This window comes from Paenibacillus sp. 1-8 (genome assembly GCF_056316205.1).
The window spans coordinates 2,413,809-2,436,567 of record NZ_CM149995.1; the positions used below are offsets into that span (position 1 = coordinate 2,413,809).

Below are 22,759 nucleotides of genomic sequence, written 5' to 3' on the forward strand. Positions count from 1 at the left end.
TCGCTTCCCATGCCTATGATACGTATCCGCTGAATGAAATTCAGGGGTTGTCGGAGCTTAAGCAGGATTTGATCAATCATATTCTTATTTTTGAGAACTATCCGGTAGAGGAACAAATTGAGCAATTAGGTAATGGTGAAGAATCCAGCTTCAGCATTACAGGGGTCGAGTCTGTCGAGCAGACGAACTATGACTTTAACCTGGTGGTAATGCCGGGTAACACCATCCACATGAGCTTTGGTTATAATGCGCAGGCGTTTGAACGTGAAAGTGTAGAGCAAATTCGAGGTCATCTGGTGCAGCTGCTGGAGCAAGTGGCGGAGAATCCAGACATTCGGGTACATGAGCTGGATATGGTAACCGAGCAGGAGCGCGAACAGATTGTTGAGGTTTGGGGCAATACGGCGGCTGAATATCCAAGCGAGCAAACCATTCACGGCTTGTTCGAGGCGCAAACGGCACAGACACCGGAGCAGGCAGCGTTGTTCTTCGAAGGAGAACAGTTGACCTATCGCGAACTGAACGAGCGTGCCAACCGTCTGGCTCGTACCTTACGCAATCAAGGCGTGACGAAGGATCGTCTAGTAGGTCTGATGACCGAGCGTTCGGTAGACATGATTGTGGGCATCTTCGGGATTTTGAAAGCCGGGGGCGCATATGTGCCAATTGATCCGACGTATCCAGAAGAGCGTATCCGTTACATGCTGGATGACTCGGGTGCGAAGCTGCTGTTGACACAAAGCCATCTGGTGGACAAAGCAGCTATCGATGGTCATGTGTTGGTGTTGGATGGAGAGCAAACGGTATACCACGAGGATCATTCCAATTTGGAGCCGTTGTCCGGTCCGAATGATTTGGCGTATGTGATCTATACGTCGGGTACAACGGGGCAGCCGAAGGGCGTTATGCTGGAGCATCACGGATTGTGCAATCTGAAAGCGTATTTTGATCAGACACTCCGGATCAGCACGTCGGATCGTGCATTGCTGTTCGCCAGCTATTCGTTTGATGCGGCTTGCTGGGAAATCTTCCAGGCGCTGTTCTGCGGAGCCACGTTATACGTGCCAACGACAGAAACGATTTTGAACTACGAGCGGTTTGAGCAATATATGGCGGATCATCAAATCACCGTGGCCGCTTTGCCACCGACCTATGCGGTATATCTGGAGCCAGAGCGGATGCCGAACCTGCGTATTCTGTTCACTGCCGGATCAGCATCTTCAACAGAGCTGGTGTATAAGTGGAAGGATCAAGTGGCGTACTACAACGGCTACGGTCCAACGGAAAACTCGGTAGCGACGTCCATCTGGCCGGTATCTGAAGACGAGAGAGCGGGGCAACTGATTTCCATCGGACGTCCTGTGCCGAATCATCGGGTATACATGGTAGATGCGCATGGACATCTGGCGCCTGTGGGCGTAGCGGGTGAGCTGTGTGTATCCGGGCCGGGTCTGGCACGCGGCTATCTGGATCGTCCAGAGCTGACGGCTGAGAAATTCGTACCGAATCCGTTTGCGGCTGGAGAAGCGGGCTATGAACGGATGTACCGTACGGGTGACTTGGCGAGATGGATGCCGGATGGCAACATCGAATACCTGGGCCGGATCGACCATCAGGTCAAAATCCGTGGATACCGGATTGAGCTGGGCGAGGTCGAGGCCCAAATGCTGAAAGTAGAAGATGTGCAAGAGGTTATCGTGCTGGCACGTGCAGACGAGCAGGGACAAAATCAACTGGTCGCCTACTATGTCGCAGAACGGGAAGTGAATGTGGGTGAGCTACGTGGCTTGCTGGGCGAGGAACTTCCAAACTACATGGTGCCTTCGTACTTCGTACAGCTGGAAAACATGCCTTTGACTCCGAACGGTAAAATTGACCGCAAAGCACTGCCGGCACCGGAGGGCAGCCTGCAAAGCGGAGCGGATTATGTAGAGCCGCGCACAGCGCTGGAGCAGACCTTGGTTTCCATTTGGCAGGCCGTATTAGGGGCAAAGAGAGTCGGGATTTTGGACAATTTCTTTGATCTGGGTGGAGATTCGATCAAAGCGATTCAAGTATCCTCCCGTTTGCTGCAAGCGGGCTACAAGCTGGAAATGAAGGACCTGTTCCAATATCCTTCCGTGTCACTGCTGAGCGGTCATGTACACAAGGTCAGCCGTACAGCCGATCAACGGGCGGTATCCGGGGCGGTCCAACTGACCCCGATTCAGCAATGGTTCTTTGGACAATCCTCAGCAGAGCCGCATTACTTCAACCAGTCGGTGATGCTGTATAGAGCACAAGGTTTCGACGAAGCAGCATTGCGTCAAACGGTGACCAAGGTGACTGAGCATCATGATGCTTTGCGTATGATCTTCCGCCAGACCGAACAGGGCTATGAAGCGTGGAATCGTGGCTTGAACGAAGGCGAGCTGTACAGTCTGGACGTTGTTGATCTGACAGACCTAGGAGACTCCGCAGATGTAGTGACGGCGATTGAAGTGAAAGCGAATGCCATTCAAAGTTCCATTCGTCTGGACGAAGGACCGCTGTTGAAGCTGGGATTGTTCCACTGCGCGGATGGAGATCATTTGTTGATCGCGGTTCATCATTTGGTCGTAGACGGCATTTCATGGCGGATTATATTCGAGGATTTTGCAACCGGGTATGAACAGGCCGTTCAGGGAGAAGCCATTCGTCTGCCATACAAAACGGATTCATTCTCCGCTTGGGCAGAGCGTTTGTCCCGATACGCGAATAGTCCGGCGATCGAAGCTGAACGTGAATACTGGCAGCATCTCGCGCAAATGGAATTCGCATCGTTGCCTAAGGATCAAGAGAGAGCGGAAGGACAGCATTATCCGCTGAGAGACAGTGAGACTGTGACCGTGGCTTGGAGCGAGCAGGCAACACGACTACTGCTTCAGGAAGCACACCGTGCGTATAACACAGAGGTCAATGATCTGCTGTTAACCGCACTCGGCACAGCACTGTACAACTGGAGCGGTCAAGAGCGCGTGCTGGTCAATCTGGAGGGACACGGTCGGGAAGCCATTATTCCAGATATCGACATCACACGTACAGTAGGCTGGTTTACAAGCCAATATCCGGTGCTGCTCGATGTTGACGGAAAAGTAGAAGTGGGACAGCGAATCAAGCGGGTGAAGGAAGACTTGCGTCATGTGCCGCATAAGGGCATTGGCTACGGTATTCTGAAATATATGTCTCAGCATGCTGCCAATCCTTCCTTTACCTTGCAGCCTGAAATTAGCTTCAACTATTTGGGACAATTCGATCAGGATTTGGAAAATAGCGATATCGGTCTGTCTTCACATACAGGTGGAGAGCCGATGAGCGACAGTACCCTTTTGGAGCATCCGCTGAATGTGAACGGAATGATTACAGCGGGCGTGCTTTCGTTGGAAATTCGCTATGACAGTAAGGTATATCATCAACAAAACGTGGAAAAATTTGCACAATTGCTGCAGGAGAGCTTGCAGGAAGTGATCGTTCATTGTGCCTCTAAAGAGCGGAGTGAGCTAACACCAAGCGATGTATTGTTCAAGGGCTTGACGTTGGAGCAGCTGGAACAATTGACGGAGCAAATGGCTTCTGTGGGTGAGCTGGAAAATGTTTATGCGCTCTCGCCAATGCAGAAGGGGATGCTTTTCCATAGTTTGATGGAGCCGGAGTCAGGCGCATACTTCCAGCAAGCATCGTTTGATCAAAAAGGCAGCTTTGATGTTGCTGTTTTCCGTCAGAGTCTGGATCTACTGACACAGCGGCATGAAGCACTGCGTACGAATTTCCATATGTTTGAGACAGGGCAGAATCAGGAGCCATTGCAGGTCGTGTTCCGCCACAAAGATAGTGACCTCTCCTTCGAGGATCTGCGTGGAATGCAGGAAGCGCAACGGAAGGCGTATATCCAAGCGTTCAAGCTTCAGGATCAGGCTCGGGGCTTTAATCTCGGTACCGATGCGCTCATGCGCGTACAGGTATTGCAGACAGATGAAGATACGTATCATTTGGTATGGAGCTTCCATCACATTGTCATGGACGGCTGGTGCTTATCGCTCGTTACAGGTGAAGTGTTTGGTACGTACTTTGCGCTGCTGGAGCAGAAGCAGCCGGAGCTTGCTGCGGTCACACCGTATGGCCAATATATCGAATGGCTGGAGCGTCAGGATGAACGTGAGGCAAAAGATTATTGGAGCAGCTATTTGGCGGGCTTTGAACAGCAGACTTTGTTACCTGGCTCGGATGCTTCATTAAAAGATCAAGCCGTGGACAGCAGGGAAAATGCTCCATCCACTACAGCTAGTGAAACCAGCGAATATATTTCTGAAAAAATAACGGTGGAGCTGGATCAAACGTGGAGCGAAGCCATGTACCGGATTGCGAAGCAGCAGCAGGTGACGATTAATACGCTGATGCAAAGCGTGTGGGGCCTTATTTTGCAGAAATATAACAACAATGAGGATGTTATTTTCGGTAGTGTCGTATCTGGACGTCCGACAGATATTGCTGGCGTAGAGCATATGATCGGTTTGTTCATTAATACGATCCCGGTTCGGATTCAAAGTGAACGGAATGCCACTTTTGTGGAAGTGATGCGGAAAACGCAGGAACAGGCACTGGCCTCGGGAGCATACGACAGTTTCCCTCTGTATGAGATTCAGGCGCTGACGGAGCAGAAGCAAAATCTGATTAACCACATTATGGTATTTGAGAACTATCCGGTAGAGGAGCAAGTCGAGCAGCTTGGTGAAGTTCGTCCGTCCGCTTTTGAAATTACGAATGTAGAGGTTGTCGAGCAAACGAATTATGATCTGGACTTGATTGTGATGCCAGATGAAACCTTCCGCATCATGTTCAGATATAACGCCAATGTATACGATCGGGCTACCGTGGAGCGTATGCAAGGACATGTATTGCATGTCATTGAGCAAATCGTGAAGAATCCGCATATTCGCGTGAATGAGCTGGAATTGGTGACACCAGCAGAACAAGCGCAAATCCTTGAGGTTTGGGGAGATACAGTAGCAACTTATCCACAGCATCAGACGTTAAGTACGCTGTTCGAAGAACAGACGACGCGAACTCCGGATCAGGTGGCAGTGCTGTTCGGAGCAGAGACGTTGACCTACCGCGAGCTGAACGAGCGGGCGAATCGTCTGGCGCGGACGCTGCGTACGGAAGGAGTTGAACCGGATCAGCCTGTGGGCATTCTGGTACAACGCTCGCTGGACATGATCGTAGGCATTTATGCGATCCTCAAAGCAGGCGGAGCCTACGTGCCAATCGATCCGGAATATCCGGCGGATCGCATCCGCTTTATGCTGGAGGACTCGGAAGCGAAGTTGGTGCTGACGCAATCGCATCTGGCCGAGCAAGCGTCACTGAGTTTTGACGGCAAGGTGCTGGTGCTGGATCGTCATGAGCTGGATGGCCATGACATTTACCACGAAGATGGCTCCAATCTGGAGCCGCTGGCCGGGCCGCACCATGTAGCCTATGTCATCTATACCTCTGGCTCCACGGGAAAACCGAAGGGTGTTATGGTTGAGCACCATTCTGTTTTGAACCGGATTTTGTGGATGCATGGTCGTTACGGCTTGAGTGCCGAAGATACGATCCTGCAAAAGACAGCCTTCACGTTCGACGTGTCGGTGTGGGAGCTGTTCTGGTGGTCGATGGTCGGCTCGAAGGTGAGCTTGTTGTCGGTTGGCGGAGAAAAGAATCCAGAGGACATCGTAGAAACGATTGCCCGCGATAGCGTGAGCACGATGCACTTTGTGCCTGCCATGCTGCATGCGTTCCTGGAGTACGTGGAGCAGCAGCCACGGGAAGTGATGCAAGCGAAGCTGGAAACGCTGCGACATGTCTTTGCCAGTGGCGAAGCATTGCCACCACAGCATGTCGCACGTTTCCAACGCCTCGTGTCGGGTATCGCCGGAGCGAAGCTGATCAACCTGTACGGACCGACCGAAGCGACGGTGGACGTATCGTACTTCGATTGCAAGCCTAATGAAATATATTCGGTCATTCCAATCGGAAAACCGATTCAAAACATCCGTCTGTACATCGTAAAGGAAGGAACGGAGCAATTGCAGCCGATCGGGGTTGCGGGTGAGCTGTGCATCGGCGGTGTAGGCGTAGCCCGAGGCTATCTGAACCGTCCAGAGCTGACGGCCGAGAAATTCGTTGCCGATCCGTTTGCAGGTGGCGAAGCCGGGTATGAGAGAATGTATCGCACGGGCGATTTGGCGAGATGGATGCCGGACGGCAACATCGAATACTTGGGCCGGATCGACCATCAAGTCAAAATCCGGGGCTACCGGATTGAACTGGGCGAGGTCGAATCGCAGCTGCTCCAAGTGGAATCGGTACGAGAAGCCGTCGTCACGGCTCGTGCGGATGAAACGGGACAAAAACAAATGGTGGCGTACTATGTCGCCGGGCAAGAGCTCGGAGCCAGCGATCTGAGAAGTGAGTTGGGCCGGGAGCTGCCAAGCTATATGGTGCCATCGTACTTTGTACAGCTGGAGCAAATGCCGCTGAGTCCAAATGGCAAAATTGACCGCAAGGCACTGCCCGCACCGGAAGACAGCCTGCAAAGCGGAGCGGACTATGTCGCACCGCGGACGTGGGTGGAAGCGAAGCTGGCGCACATTTGGCAGGACGTGCTGGGCCTCACGCAGGTGGGCGTGAAGGAAAACTTCTTCGAGATTGGCGGACATTCGCTGCGGGCGACGACGCTAGCCTCGAAGATTCACAAGGAGCTGAACAAACCGCTTCCATTGCGCAGCATTTTTGAAGCGCCAACGATTGAACAGTTGGCAGCGGTTATTGAAGGTCTGGATCAAGTGGCGTACGCGTCCATTCCGGTGACAGAAGATCGTAGCTTCTACCCACTGTCCTCAGCGCAAAAACGACTGTACGTGCTGCATCAGTTCGATCCGAACGATGTGAGCTACAACATGCCGTCTGTGCTGCAAGTGAGTGGTCCGCTGGACGTGAAACGAGTGGAAGACGTGTTCCGTCAACTGATCGCCCGCCATGCGGCGTTGCGTACCCGCTTTGAACTGGTCGACAGTGAGCCGATGCAATGGATTGAGGAGACTGTACCATTCGAGGTGGATTATACGAAGGTACAGACAGAGGGTGCGGCTGCGGATACCGAACAACTTGTTAGCAAGGAATCGCAAGAGCTGGTGCGGCCCTTCGTACGTCCGTTTGATCTGCAAGTTGCGCCGCTGCTGCGGGTAGGCTTGGTGGACCTGGGCGTACAAGGACACGAGCAGGAATCCCAGCATTTGCTCATGCTCGACATGCACCACATCGTCTCGGATGGCGTGTCCATGGGGGTACTGACCGATGAATTTGTCCGCTTGTATGGTGGTGAAGAGCTATCACCATTGCGGATTCAGTACAAAGACTATGCGGTATGGCAGCAAAGCGAAGCCCATCAGGAGTGGATGCAGCGTCAGGAAGCGTACTGGCTTGACACCTTCCGGGGTGAGCTGCCCGTACTGGATCTTCCAACCGACTTTGCCCGTCCGGCCGTGCGGAGTACGACAGGGGATACGGTCGTATTCGGATTGGAGCGTGAAGTCAGCGAACGTCTGAAAGAACTGGCGGCGCACACAGGCTCGACGCTGTATATGGTGCTGCTCGCGGCTTACACAGCGCTGCTGCATCAATACACCGGGCAAGAGGACATCGTGGTCGGGACACCGATTGCGGGAAGACCACATGCCGATCTGGAACCGATCCTCGGAATGTTCGTTGGCACCTTGGCCCTGCGGAACTATCCGACGGCGGAGCAAACCTTCCGCAGCTACGTGGAAGATGTGAAAGTTCGTGCCCTGCAAGCCTACGAACATCAGGATTATCCGTTTGAAGAACTGGTGGAAAAGCTGAACGTGAAGCGGGATATGAGCCGCCATCCACTGTTCGATACGATGTTTACGCTGCAGAACACCGAAGAAGGCGAGCTGAAACTGGCGGACCTGAGCTTCCGTCCATATGGCATGGAGCAAACCCCGGCGAAGTTCGACCTGAGCTTCCGTCCATATGGCATGGAGCAAACCCCGGCGAAGTTCGACCTGACGCTGGAAGCCAGCGAGGAAGAAGCAGGCATCCAGTTCGGATTGCAGTATGCGACCGCGTTGTACCAGCGAGAAACCGTGGAACGGATGACACGACATTTCATTCGTTTGGCCGAAGCCGTGGCGACGAACCCGGATGCGAAGCTGGGTGAACTGGAACTGATTACAGCAGAAGAAACCGAGCGGATTCTGAAGGTGTTCAACGACCCGAACGCGCATAGCGTGCGTGGAGCTGGACATGGACAGGTACAAGGTCGTTCGCTCAGCGAACAGTTTGAAGAGCAAGCGAAACGCAACCCTGAGCGGGTAGCAGTGGTGTTCGAGGACACGGCACTGACCTACGCCGAGCTGAACGAGCAGGCGAACCGATTAGCCCGTGTGTTACGGGCAGAAGGGGTAGAAGCCGATCAACCGGTAGGCATATTGCTGGAACGTTCTGCGGATATCCTGGTGAGCATCCTCGGGATACTGAAAGCCGGAGGCGCGTATGTGCCCATGGACTCGCTGTATCCGCAGGAACGTATTCATTACATGCTCCAAGACAGCGGGGCGAAGGTCGTGATTACGTCCAAAGCTACCGTGGGCCAATGCAACAGCCTGCAAACGCCAGTAACCGAAAATGCTGGTGTAACGGTGAATGCTTCACCAGCGACCATCACAGGTGCAGAAGATACATCCGCCAATTCGGCGCTCATCTTGCCAGCCACCGTACGTGCTGTAGCTCTGGATGACGAGGTTGTTCAAGCACAATTGGAAACGCAGGATGCGAGCAATCTGATCCCTGTAGCCAGCCTGTACAACCTGGCCTATATGATTTACACGTCAGGTACAACTGGCCAGCCGAAAGGGGTCATGATTGAGCAGCGCAGCGTCACCAATCTGGTGGATGCGTTGTCCGAACGGGTGTACAACCGCTATGAGCAACCGCTTCAAATTGCATGGCTGTCCGCGTATGTATTTGACGCTTCGGTACAGCAAATCTTTGCGAGTCTGCTGTTAGGCCATACCTTGCATGTGGTATCCCGTGACGTAAGCCTGAACGGGGAGCAATTGATCGCCTACTACCGCATGCACCGGATTGACCTGTCGGACGGTACACCAGCGCATCTGCATATCTTGAACGAGAGCGTCAATGTGACCGAAGCGCCGGAAGTGAAGCACTACCTGATCGGTGGCGAAGCGTTACCTGTACCACTGGTTCACAGGTTCCTGCACAAGTGGTCCGGGTACCGCCCAGTGATTACCAACGTGTATGGCCCGACCGAAACGACGGTAGATGCGACCGCCTATACGATGGAAGACGTGGAAGATTTGAACGTGCTGCTGGAAAAAGGTGCACATACGGTATCCATTGGAACGCCGCTGGCGAACCAGTCCGTGTACATCTTGAACACACAACAACAGCTGGTGCCGATCGGCATCGCGGGCGAGTTATATATCGGTGGTGCAGGTGTGGGACGCGGTTATCTAAATCTGCCGGAACTGACGGCAGAGAAATTTATCCCGAATCCGTTCGCCTATCTGGAAGCCGAACAAGCGGCAACCACTCACGCCAATCGGATGTACCGTACGGGTGACCTGGCGAGATGGTTACCGGACGGCAGTATCGAGTATCTGGGCCGGATCGACCATCAGGTCAAAATCCGGGGGTACCGGATCGAGCTGGGCGAGGTGGAAGCGCAGCTGCTGACCGTGGACGGCATTCAGGAAGCCGTGGTCACCGCATGGGAAAACGAAGACGGACACAAGGACCTGTGTGCCTATCTCGTAGCCTCAGCGCCGCTGAGTCTGCCGGAGCTGCGGAACGCATTGCAGCCGAAGCTGCCGGGCTACATGATTCCGACGTATGTGGTACAACTGGATCGGTTCCCGTTGACCCCAAGCGGAAAAATCGACCGCAAAGCGTTGCCTGCACCGGAAGCACGCCTCGAAGGAGGCATGGAGTATGTTGTGCCGCGGACGCCGCTGGAAGAACAGCTTGTGCATATCTGGCAAAGCGTGCTGAACCATCCGCAGATTGGAATTACGGATAACTTCTTTGAAGTGGGAGGACACTCTCTGCGCGCAACAACGCTGGTGGCGAAAATCCACCAGGAGCTGCATCACAAGCTGGCGCTGCGAGATATTTTCCAATATCCGACGATTGAGCAATTGGTACAGGTGATGGGTGAACAGACACAGCAAACGTATGCATCCATACCTGTTGTGGAGGAGCGCGCATATTATCCAGTTTCCTCAGCGCAAAAACGGATGTATGTTCTGAGTTATCTGGAAGGTGGAGAAGTTAGCTACAACATGCCGGGAGCTTTGATTATTGAAGGTTCCCTGGATAAAACGCGACTGGAGCAAGCCTTCCGCCAGCTGATTGCCCGTCATGAAACCCTGCGAACCAGATTCGAAATGGTGGATGGCGAGGTCGTTCAACGGATTGATAAAAACGTCGAATTCCACGTCGAGCATGTGCAGGCAAGCGAAGAAGAGACACAGCAGTACGTACTGGATTTTGTACGCGCCTTTGATCTCGCACAAGCGCCGTTGCTGCGGGTTCAGTTGGTGGAAAGCGGACCGCAGCGTCACGTAATGCTCTATGACATGCACCATATTATTTCGGACGGCGTGACTGCAGGAATTATCGTGCAGGAGTTCTCTCAATTGTATGAAGGCAAGGAGCTGCCGCCACTTCGCATCCAGTACAAGGACTATGCCGCTTGGCAGCACGCAGATATGCAAAGTGACCGTCTTCGTGAGCAAGAAAATTACTGGCTGAAAACAATGGCTGGTGAAATTCCGGCGCTGGATATGCCAACGGATTTTGCAAGACCAGCCGTACAGCGTCTGGAAGGAGCTCGATTGGATTTTGCGATCAGCGAGGAGGACCGTGAACAGCTGAAACAGCTGGCTGCTCAAACCGGATCAACCTTGTACATGGTGTTGCTTGCAGCGTATAGCACGCTTTTGCATAAATATTCAGGGCAGGAAGACATGATCGTCGGAACGCCAATTGCCGGAAGACCACATGCGGAACTGGGGAGCCTGGTAGGCGTATTCCTCAACACGTTGGCGATCCGCATTTATCCGTCTGGCGACAAAACATTCCTTGATTACCTGCAAGAGGTCAAAGAGCATGCGCTCAGCGCTTATGAGCATCAGGACTATCCTTTTGAAGAACTGGTTGAAAAACTGGATTTAACGCGGGATACGAGCCGGAATGCGCTGTTTGACACGATGTTTGAGTTGAAAACATTTGAGCAGCAGGAGTTCGAGCTGGAGGGTCTGACCTTTAAGCCGTATCCGACGGAGAATAATACGGCCAAATTTGATCTAACCTTGGATGCAGTGGAGCAGCCGGAAGGCATTCTGTGCAGTCTGGAATACAGCACGGCGCTGTACAAGCCTGAGACCATCGCACGATTGGCAAAGCATTTTACCGAACTCGTTCGTGCGATTACACTTTATCCGCAGCAGCCACTGGCAGCTTTGGATATGGTACCCGTCGAGGAAAAAGCACAAATCATCTACGGTTTTGGAGATGTAGGGGTATCGGATGTTGCTGCTGTTGAAGCAGGAGCTTTATTCCATAACTTTGTGGAAGAACAGGCGCAGCTTGTACCGGATCACGTGGCGGTGGTGTACGAGGAGCGTCAGCTTACGTACCGCAAACTGAACGAACGTGCGAACCAGCTGGCTCGTAAATTACGGAGTGAGGGCATTGGACGTGAGTCGATTGTCGGCATCTTAAGCGAACGCTCGGTGGACATGCTGGTGGGTGTGTTGGCGGTATGGAAGGCTGGAGGCGCGTATGTGCCGCTGGATGCGGACTATCCGTCTGAGCGTATTCGTTTCATGCTGGAAGACAGCGGTGCCACGGTACTGCTGACCCAAACGGGCTTGCAGGAGCGTGCACAGGTCTGGCTGGATGAAAGCAAAGCTACATTCGAACCAGTAACAACGGGATTGCGTCTGCATACCGTACTGGCGTTGGACGATGAGTCGCTGTACACCGGAGATACCACAGACGTCAATCACATTAACGAACCGCAGGATCTGGCGTATGTGATCTACACCTCCGGGACAACAGGACGTCCGAAGGGCGTCATGATTGAGCATCGCAGCTTGGTGAATACGGCTGCGGCATACCGCCGGGATTATCGTCTGAACCAGTTCCCGGTACGACTGCTACAATTGGCGAGCTTCTCCTTCGACGTGTTCGTTGGGGATATCGCACGGACTTTGTACAACGGCGGCACGATGGTCATCTGTCCGAAAGACGACCGGATTGATCCAAGCCGTCTGTACGGCTGGATTCACGATTACCAAATTACGGTGTTCGAATCGACTCCGGCCCTGATCGTACCGTTTATGCAGCACGTGCATGAACCTGGACTGGACATGAGCAGTCTGGAATTGCTGATCACCAGCTCGGACAGCTGCAGCGTGACGGATTACCGGGTGCTGCAAGAACGGTTTGGTGCAGACATTCGCATCATTAACAGCTACGGCGTGACGGAAGCGGCGATTGACTCCAGCTTCTACGACGAAGAGCTGTCGAAGCTGCCAAGCAGCGGCAGTGTGCCGATTGGTCAGGCGTGGCTGAACGCACGCTTTTACATTGTGGACAGCCAGCTGAATCCGGTGCCTATCGGCGTACTGGGCGAGCTATGCATTGGCGGAGCCGGGGTGGCACGCGGGTACCTGAACCGTGCGGACCTGACGGCTGAAAAATTCGTAGCGAATCCGTATGTACCAGGCGAACGACTGTATCGCACAGGCGACTTGGCGCGGTGGATGCCGGACGGGAATGTGGACTTTATCGGCCGAATGGACTATCAGGTCAAAATCCGGGGCTACCGGATTGAGCTGGGCGAGATTGAAACGGCGATCCAGCGGGTGCCGGGTGTGCGTCAAGCGGTAGTGATCGACCGGACGGATGAGCGTGGACACAAGTATTTGTGTGGATACATCACCGGAGAAGCCGAGCTGCGGATCGAGGAGGTACAGGCACAGCTGGAAGCAGGGCTGCCAGCGCACATGGTGCCTGCACGTTTGATGCGACTGAAGACGATACCCCTGACGAGCAACGGCAAAATCGACCGTAAGGCCTTGCCGGAACCGGAAGGAAGTATCCATACGGGTGCTGCTTATGTGGTTCCACGGACAACGGTCGAGCAGGTATTAGCTACGGTATGGGCCGGAGTGCTTGGAGTGGAAGCCGTGGGTACGCAAGATAACTTCTTTGAACTGGGCGGCGATTCGATCAAGGCGCTGCAAGTATCGTCCCGCTTGCTGCAAGCAGGCTACCGATTGGATATGAAGGACCTGTTCAGTCATCCAACGGTATCGGCATTGGCGCTGAGAGTCCAATCGGTTACAAGATTGGCGGATCAGAGCGAAGTAGTCGGCGATGTGAAGCTGACACCCGTTCAACAATGGTTCTTTGAGCAAAATCTGACGGAAGCTCATCATCATAACCAGTCCATCATGCTGTACAGCAAGGATGGTTTCGATGAAACGGCACTACGCACGGCGATGGATCAAATGGTTAGCCATCACGACGCGCTACGTACCATTTTCCGTCATACCGAACACGGATACGAAGCATGGAACCGCGCGATTGGTGAGGGTGAGCTGTATACGCTGGAACGGACGGACTTCAGAAATGAGGCTGAGGTGTCCGCGGCGATCGAGGCCAAAGCGAATGAAATTCAAGCGGGGATTGATCTAAGCGAAGGACCGCTGGTGAAGCTGGGGCTGTTCCATTGCCCAGATGGAGATCATTTGCTGATTGCTATTCATCACTTAGTGGTGGACGGAGTATCCTGGCGCATTTTGTTCGAGGATATTACGACAGCCTATGAGCAAGCATTGAACGGACAAGCCATTCGTCTTCCGCACAAAACGGATTCGTTCCGCACTTGGGCTGATGAACAGTCTCAATATGCGAACGGTTCGGCAGTAGCATCGGAACACGTGTTCTGGCGGGAAATTGAACAGGGAATGTATGAGCCGCTTCCAAAAGACCAGCCACAGTCCTATTCCTTGAATAGGGACAGCGAGATCATTACTGCCACGTGGACAGGTCAGGAAACGGAGCAGCTGTTAAAACAGGCGCACCGTGCCTACAACACGGATATGAACGATTTGCTGCTTACCGCATTAGGAATGGCTATTCATCGCTGGGCGGGCATCGAACGAGTGCTTGTCAACCTGGAAGGTCATGGACGAGAGTCCATCTTGCCAGAGCTGGATATTACGCGCACCGTTGGCTGGTTTACGACTCAATTCCCGGTTGTGCTGGATATGAGCGTGGAGCAAGACCTTTCACATCGAATCAAAAATGTGAAAGAAGGGCTGCGTCGCATTCCGCAAAAGGGCATCGGCTACGGTATTTTAAGATACCTGTCTGCAGCACGTGAGCAGGAACGCTTTGTAACCGAACCGGAAATCAGCTTTAACTATTTGGGACAGTTTGATCAAGATTTGCAAAATCAATCCATTGGCGTATCTCCTTACTCCAGCGGTGCAGAGCTTAGCGCACATGCGGCAAGATCGTACGCGCTGGACATTAACGGACTGATTTCAGAAGGCGAACTGCAATTGACGATCAGCTATAGCAACCAGGAATACCGCCGTGAAACGATGGAGCAGCTAGCCAAAGAATTCAGAACCAGCTTGCAGGAAATCATTACGCATTGCACAGGACGCAAACAGCAGGAGCTGACGCCAAGCGATGTCATGCTTAAAAATGTAACCATGGCTGAACTGGATCAATTGGTAGAACAAACCCGTGACATTGGCGAACTGGAAAATGTATATGCGTTGACGCCGATGCAAAAAGGTATGCTGTTCCATAGTCTGATGGATACAGAGTCAGGAGCTTATTTTGAACAAACGACCTTTGATTTGCATGGACGCTTCCAAGCGGATATTTTCCAAGATAGCTTGAATCATTTGTCGCAGCGGCATGAGATTTTTAGAGCTAATTTCTACAGCGGTTGGCAAGATGAGCCTGTGCAGGTCATTTTCCGCCGTAAGGATATTGGTTTCAGATGTGAAGACCTGCGTCATTTGGATGATGTGGAGCGAAGCGCATATGTGAAGGAATTTATTCGCAAGGACAAGGCAACCGGCTTCGATTTATCTCGGGATGCGTTGATGCGCGTGGCGATTTTGCGGACAGGTGACGAGGACTACCATTTCGTATGGAGCTCTCATCACATTTTGATGGACGGCTGGTGTGTGGCACTGGTGACGGATGAGGTGTTTGAGGCTTATTTTGCAGCCGTGGAGCATAGAGATCCACAGCTTGCCCCGGTTTCACCATACAGTCAGTATATTGAGTGGCTTGAAGCACAGGATTTAGGGGCTGCGACGGAATACTGGAACCGTTATTTGTCCGGCTATGATCAGCAAACCCAGATTCCAACCGGAAAAGTAGGGGCCAAAGTCGAAGGTGCGCAATTCGAGCATGTGCTGTGCGATCTGGGCAAGGACTTGACGGGCCGCATCGAAATCATTGCCAAGCAGCACCACGTGACCACGAATACATTGCTGCAAACGGTATGGGGCTTGCTGCTTCACAAGTACAACGGCAGTGACGACGCTGTTTTTGGCAGCGTAGTGTCTGGTCGTCCGGCTGATATTCCGGGCATCGAAAATATGGTGGGCTTGTTCATTAACACCATTCCGGTACGTATCCGCAGTAGCGCTGAGGACACCTTTGCCGACATGATAAGAGCGAATCAGAAGCTAGCGCTGGCTTCTCAAGCTTATGAAACGCATCCGCTATATGAAATTCAAGCCTTGACTGAGCAAAAGCAAGACCTGATCAACCACATTATCGTGTTCGAAAACTATCCGGTGGAGCAACAGGTTGAGCAGCTTGGCGAAGGTGCGGAGTCGGATTTTGAAATTAGCAATGCAGGCATGATTGAACAAACCAACTATGACTTCAATCTGGTCGTCATTCCGCAGGAAGCGATGAAAATCCGATTTGAATACAATGCGAAGCGATATGATCGTAAAGCTGTTGAACGGACTCAGGGCCATCTGGTGCAGCTGCTGGAGCAAGTGGCGGCGAATCCGAACATACGAGTGCATGAGCTGGATATGGTAACCGAGCAGGAGCGCGAGCAAATTCTGGGCGTTTGGGGCAACACGGCGGCTGAATATCCAAGCGAGCAAACCATTCACGGCTTATTCGAGGCGCAAACGGCACAGACACCGGAGCAGGCAGCGTTGTTCTTCGAAGGAGAGCAGTTGACCTATCGCGAGCTGAATGAACGTGCGAATCGATTGGCTCGTACCTTGCGTAGTCAAGGCGTGACGAAAGATCGTTTGGTGGGTCTGATGACCGAGCGTTCGGTGGACATGATCGTGGGCATCTTCGGGATTTTGAAAGCCGGGGGCGCATATGTCCCAATCGATCCGACGTATCCAGAAGAGCGTATCCGTTACATGCTGGATGACTCGGGTGCGAAGCTGTTGTTAACGCAAAGCCATCTGGTGGACAAAGCAGCTTTCGAGGGCCATGTGCTGGTGCTGGATGGAGCACAGACGGTGTATCACGAGGATGGTTCCAATCTGGAGCCGTTGTCCGGTCCGAACGATCTGGCGTATGTGATTTATACGTCAGGAACCACGGGTCAACCGAAGGGAGTTATGCTGGAGCATCAGGGGCTGTGCAATCTGAAAACGTATTTTGATCAGGTGCTCCGGATCAGCACGTCGGATCATGCGTTGCTGTTCGCCAGCTATTCGTTTGATGCGGCTTGCTGGGAAATTTTCCAGTCGCTGTTCTGCGGAGCCACGTTGTTTGTGCCAACGTCAGAGACGATTTTGGACTATGAGAGATTCGAGCATTACATGTCAGAACATCAGATTACGTCGGCGACGTTACCACCGACCTATGCGGTATATCTGGAGCCGGAACGGATGCCAAACCTGCGCATTCTGGTCACTGCGGGTTCAGCCACTTCAATAGAGCTGATCTACAAGTGGAAGAATCGGGTAGCATACTACAATGCTTACGGTCCAACGGAAAACTCGGTAGCGACGTCGGCATGGTCGGTATCCGAGGATGAAAGAGCAGGACAGATGATTTCGATCGGACGTCCTATGCCGAATCACCGGATATACATGGTGGATGTGCATGGACATCTGGCGCCTGTGGGCGTAGCGGGTGAGTTGTGCGTATCTGGTCCGGGTCTGGCACGTGGCTATCTGGATCGTCCAGAAATGACGGCTGAGAAATTTGTACCGAATCCGTTTGCAGGTGGCGAAGCAGGCTATGAACGGATGTACCGTACAGGTGACTTGGCGAGATGGATGCCGGATGGCAACATCGAATATTTGGACCGGATCGACCATCAGGTGAAAATCCGGGGGTACCGGATTGAGCTGGGCGAGGTCGAGGCACAAATGCTGAAAGTGGAAGACGTGCAAGAGGTCATCGTACTGGCACAAGCGGACGAGCAGGGGCAAAATCAACTGGTCGCCTACTATGTTGCTGAACGGGAAGTGAGCGCAGGTGAGCTGCGCAGCTTCCTGGGCGAGGAGCTTCCAAACTATATGGTACCCACATATTTGGTACAGCTGGAGCACATGCCACTGACACCAAACGGTAAAATCGACCGTAAGGCACTGCCAGCACCGGAAGGCAGCCTGCAAAGTGGAGCCGACTATGTCGCACCACGGACGTGGGTGGAATCCAAGCTGGCGCAAATTTGGCAGGACGTGCTGGGCTTGGCACAGGTTGGCGTGAAGGAAAACTTCTTCGAGATTGGCGGACACTCGCTGCGGGCAACGACGCTGGCCTCGAAGATTTACAAGGAGCTGAACAAGCCGATTCCATTACGCAGCATTTTTGAAGCGCCAACGATTGAACAGCTGGCAGCGGTTATAGAGAGTCTGGATCAAGTGGCGTACGCGTCCATTCCGGTGACGGAAGAACGCAGCTTCTACCCCTTGTCCTCAGCGCAAAAACGACTGTATGTGCTGCATCAGTTCGATGTGAATGATGTGAACTACAACATGCCGTCTGTGCTGCAAGTGAGCGGCCCGCTGGACGTGAAACGAGTGGAAGACGTGTTCCGTCAACTGATTGCCCGCCATGCGACCTTGCGTACCCGCTTTGAACTGGTGGACAGTGAGCCGATGCAATGGATTGAGGACACTGTACCATTCGAGGTGGAATATGCAAAGGTAGAGGCAGAGGGGTCGACTATTACGGATACGGACACGATGGTCAGCAAGGAAACGCAAGAGCTGGTGCGGAGCTTTGTACGTCCGTTCGATCTGAAAACCGCTCCGTTGCTGCGGGTAGGCTTGGTGGATCTGGGTGTACAAGGAGTGGAGCAAGAACCGCAGCATTTGCTCATGCTTGATATGCACCATATCGTCTCGGATGGCGTGTCCATGGGGGTACTGACCGATGAATTTGTCCGCTTGTATGGTGATGAAGAGCTATCACCATTGCGGATTCAGTACAAAGACTATGCGGTGTGGCAGCAAAGCGAAGCCCATCAGGAGTGGATGCAGCGTCAGGAAGCGTACTGGCTCGACACCTTCCGGGGTGAGCTACCTGTGCTGGATGTACCTACGGACTTTGCCCGTCCGGCGGTGCGAAGTACCGCAGGCGATACGGTTGTGTTCGGACTGGAACGTGAAGTCAGCGAACGCCTGAAAGAACTGGCGGCGCAAACAGGCTCCACGCTGTACATGGTGCTGCTGGCGGCGTATACCTCGCTCTTACATCAATACAGCGGCCAAGAGGACATTGTAGTCGGCACACCGATTGCAGGACGACCACATGCGGATCTGGAGCCGATCCTCGGAATGTTCGTCGGCACGTTGGCCCTGCGGAACTATCCGACGGCAGAGCAAAGCTTCCGCAGCTACGTGGAGGATGTGAAGACGCGTGCCCTGCAAGCTTACGAGCACCAGGACTATCCGTTTGAGGAGCTGGTGGAAAAGCTGAACGTGAAGCGGGATATGAGCCGCAATCCGCTGTTCGATACGATGTTTACGCTGCAAAACACCGAGGAAGGCGAACTGAAGCTGGCGGACCTGAGCTTCCGTCCATACGGCTTGGAGCATACGCCAGCGAAGTTTGATCTGACGCTGGAAGCCAGCGAGGAAGAAGCAGGCATCCAGTTCGGATTGCAGTATGCGACAGCATTGTATCAACGAGAAACCGTGGAACGGATGACGCGTCATTTCATCCGTTTGGCTGAAGCCGTGGCGGCGAACCCGGATGCGAAGCTGGGTGAACTGGAACTGATTACTGCAGAAGAAACCGAGCGGATTCTGAAGGTGTTCAACGACCCGAACGCGCATAGCGTGCGTGGAGCTGGACACGGACAGGTACAAGGTCGTTCGCTCAGCGAACAGTTTGAAGAGCAAGCGAAGCGTAGCCCTGAGCGGATAGTAGTCGTGTCTGGGGACACAGCGCTGACCTACGCCGAGCTGAACGAGCAGGCGAACCGATTGGCCCGTCTGTTACGGGCAGAAGGGATCGAAGCGGATCAACCAGTAGGCGTATTGCTGGAACGTTCTGCGGATATCCTGGTGAGCATTCTGGGGGTACTTAAGGCCGGAGGCGCGTATGTGCCGATGGATACGATGTATCCACAGGAGCGCATCGATTACATGCTCCAAGACAGTGGGGCAAAGGTCGTGATTACAAGCAGAGTCGCCAACCTGTCGCTCAGCTTGCCATCCACAGTTCGAGTTGTAGTCCTTGATGACGAGGACGTTCAGGCTCAACTGGACGGACAGGATGCGAGCAATCTGATGCCTGTCGCCGGCCCGCATAACCTGGCCTATATGATTTACACGTCAGGTACAACCGGCCAGCCGAAAGGGGTCATGATCGAGCAGGGCAGTGTCAGCAATCTGGTAGATGCTTTATTGGAACGAGTATACAGCCGTTATGAACAGCCGCTTCATGTCGCATGGCTGTCGGCGTTTGTATTTGACGCTTCGGTGAAGCAAATCTTTGCCAGCTTGTTATTAGGCCACACCTTGCATGTGGTATCCCGTGACGTAAGCCTGAGCGGGGAGCATTTGATCGCTTACTACCGCATGCACCGGATTGATCTGTCGGACGGCACACCTGCGCATCTGCATATTTTGAACGAAAGCGTCAACGTGACGGAAGCGCCGGAAGTGAAGCACTACCTGATCGGTGGCGAAGCATTACCTGTGCAGCTGGTAAACGTGTTCCTGCACAAGTGGGCCGGGTACCGCCCGGTGATTACCAACGTGTATGGTCCGACCGAAACGACGGTAGATGCGACAACTTATACGATCGAAGATGTGGAAGCCTTGAACGTGCTGCTGGAAAAAGGGGAGCACACGGTATCCATCGGAACGCCGATAGCGAACCAGTCCGTGTACATCTTGAACACCCGACAACAGTTGGTGCCGATCGGTATCGCAGGTGAGCTCTATATCGGGGGTGCAGGTGTAGGACGAGGGTATCTGAATCTGCCGGAACTGACGGCAGAGAAGTTTATCCCGAATCCGTTCGCCTCAGCCTCATTAGAAGCTGAGCAAGCTCCAGATGCCCACAACAACCGGATGTACCGGACGGGCGACCTGGCACGGTGGTTGCCAGACGGCAGCATTGAGTATTTGGGCCGGATCGATCACCAGGTGAAAATCCGGGGCTACCGGATTGAGCTGGGTGAGGTGGAAGCGCAGCTGCTGACCGTAGACGGCATTCAGAAAGCGGTGGTCACCGCATGGGAAAACGAAGACGGACACAAGGACTTGTGTGCTTACATCGTAGCCTCAGGGTCGCTGAGTCTGCCGGAGCTGCGAAACGCGCTGCAGCCGAAGCTGCCGGATTACATGATCCCGACGTATGTGGTACAACTGGATCGCTTCCAGCTGACCCCGAGCGGAAAAATCGACCGCAAAGCGTTGCCTGCACCGGAAGCACGCCTTGAAGGAGGCCTGGAGTACGTTGCGCCGCGGACGCCGCTGGAAGCCAAGCTAGCCCAAATCTGGCAGGATGTATTGAAGCTGTCCAGCGTAGGAGTTACCGACTCATTCTTTGACGTGGGCGGACACTCCCTGCGGGCAACGACGCTGGTGGCCAAAATCCATCAGGAACTGGATAGCCGGATTACACTGCGTGAGGTGTTCCAACACATTACCATTGAGCAGCAAGCCCAGCTCATAGCTACGCACGGCACAGACACCTATACGGTGCTCCCTGCTGCGTCGAAACAGGCGTACTACCCGGTTTCCTCGGCCCAAAAACGACTGTATATTTTGAGCCATCTGGAAGGTGGGGATGTCAGCTACAACATGCCGGGTGTGTTAACGGTGGAAGGTCCGCTCCAGGCCGATCGACTGGAGGCTGCGTTCCGTCAGTTAATTGACCGTCATGAAACGTTGCGGACTTCCTTTGAAATGGTGGAAGGCGAGGTCGTTCAGCGAGTTTACGATCAGGTTGAGTTTGCAGTAGAGCGTCTACAGGCCAGTGAATCCGAAGCCCAAGCGCATATCGAGTCATTTGTACGCAGCTTTGATCTTCGGCAGGCACCACTGCTGCGTGTCCGTCTCATTCAAACCGGACCAGAGCGCCACCTTCTGATGTACGATATGCACCATATTATTTCGGACGGTGTATCGTCTAGCAATATCGTACAGGAGCTGGTACAGCTGTACGAGGGACGGGAATTGGAGCCGTTGCAAATTCAGTACAAGGACTATGCCGTGTGGCAGCAGCAGGAAATGCAACGTGAGTCATACCAACGCCGGGAACACTTCTGGCTGGAGCATTTAGCAGGGGAATTACCGGTACTGTATCTGCCGATTGCTTATCCAAGACCTGCTGTTCGCAGCTTCGAGGGTGCGCTGTATGAATTTACAGTGGACCCGAATGTATCCGGGCAGCTGCACCGAATTGTGGCTCAGACCGGAAGTACGCTGTACATGGTACTTTTGAGCGCCTACACCGTTCTGTTGTCCAAATACAGCGGTCAGGACGATTTGATTATCGGTACTCCGGTAGCAGGCCGCTTGTTGCCTGAACTAGAGCCACTGATCGGCATGTTCGTCAATACGTTAGCCATCCGGCATCAGCCGAAGGGCAGCCAAACATTCCACAACTACTTGCTGGAAGCCAGAGATCGCACGCTGCAAGCCTTCGAGCATCAGGATTATCCATTGGAAGAGTTGGTGGAAAAGCTGGATGTAGTGCGGGATGCAAGCCGTAATCCGTTGTTTGACACCATGTTTGTACTGCAAAACACGGAGTCGCAGGAAACGAAGCTTGAGACCCTGTCCTTCAGTCCGTATGTTCAGGAGCATAGCATCTCCAAATTCGATTTAACCTTGTCCATGAGTGATGAAGACGGGGTGATCAAAGGTTCCTTTGAATATTGCACGAAGCTGTTTGGAGCAGACGCGATCGAACGATTAACGGGAGATTTAATAGCGATTCTGTCACAGGTAGGGGCAAACCCGGATTTGCTGTTAAGCGATATTCAGGTGACCTCTGACGAGCAGCCGGAAGGCTTTTCACCGGATTCCATCGACTTTGTTTTCTAAATCCGTTTTCTAAAAGGCAATGATTTCACTTTGCGTGTGCAGAGGGCGGCGGCTTGTCCGACTGCCCTTGCCTGCAAAGTATTATTTTTCCGACACAACGGTCA

1 protein-coding gene (running past one end of the window) is annotated in these 22,759 nt (G+C 53.3%); it reads left to right on the forward strand.

The features are described from left to right. Positions 1 to 22,655, forward strand: partial view of a non-ribosomal peptide synthase/polyketide synthase gene (locus tag AC0WRU_RS11200; RefSeq protein WP_476128330.1) — the 3' portion only. 19,621 nt of this gene lie to the left of the window's left edge; 22,655 of the gene's 42,276 nt are visible here — the last part of the coding sequence; the start codon falls outside the window, past its left edge; the stop codon is at positions 22,653 to 22,655. Positions 22,656 to 22,759 lie beyond the last annotated feature (104 nt).